1 protein-coding gene is annotated in these 756 nt (G+C 69.8%); it reads right to left on the reverse strand.

Annotation, left to right across the window (positions count from 1 at the left end; genetic code table 11):
* Positions 1-93: 93 nt before the first annotated feature.
* Positions 94-756: septal ring lytic transglycosylase RlpA family protein (locus AC2W7M_RS26635; RefSeq protein ID WP_486136204.1), on the reverse strand; the 663-nt coding region annotated here is incomplete at its 5' end.

Here is a 756-nt window from a genome sequence, read left to right on the forward strand (position 1 = left end):
CGTCGGCGCGCGGCGACCCGGCCGGCGTCGCCCAGATCCGTACGGCCGGCTCAGGGGCAGCGGGCACGCCCTGCGCCGCGCGGCACGCTCTCCTCACGTCCGGCACGACGGCCGGGCGGAAGCGACCATGACGCCGGTATTGCCGTTCAATTCGGCCGGCTTGCCGTCGTCGCGCAGGGTCAGGGCGAGTCGCGTGTCGTCGGAGCCGTCGATCGGCGCCCGGCCGACATATTCCACCCGCACCTTGGCGATGCCGTTGCCGGCGAAGCCGAGAAGCTCGGCGGTGCGGTAGGACAGGTCGATCAGGCGGTCGCCCACATAGGGGCCGCGATTGTTCACGCGGACGATGATGGAGCGCTTGTTGGAGAGGTTCGTCACCCGCACGTAGGACGGCATCGGCAGCGTCTTGTGGGCGGCGGAGACCGATTGCATGTCGAAGATCTCGCCATTGGCGGTCTTGCGGCCGTGGAAGCCCTTTCCGTACCAGGACGCCGTGCCCTCGGCGACATAATTGGGATTGTCCTGCGGCACATATTGCTTGCCGCCGATCGTGTACGGCTTGCCGAGCTTGTAGTAACCGCCGCCCTTCGGCACCGGATCGCCGTCCGCCACCACCTTGGGGCTGGCCGACACGCCGAGTTCCGGATCGATGGTGGAGAGCTTGTCGGCGACGCTGCAGCCGGCCAGCGCCAGGGCGGTGATGAGGAGCGGCGCGAGCGCAACCCCGCCGGCCCGGCGCCCGCCTGGCACGGCGCA

The sequence above is a fragment of the Xanthobacter sp. BG11Y11_SDJG genome, assembly GCF_057364445.1.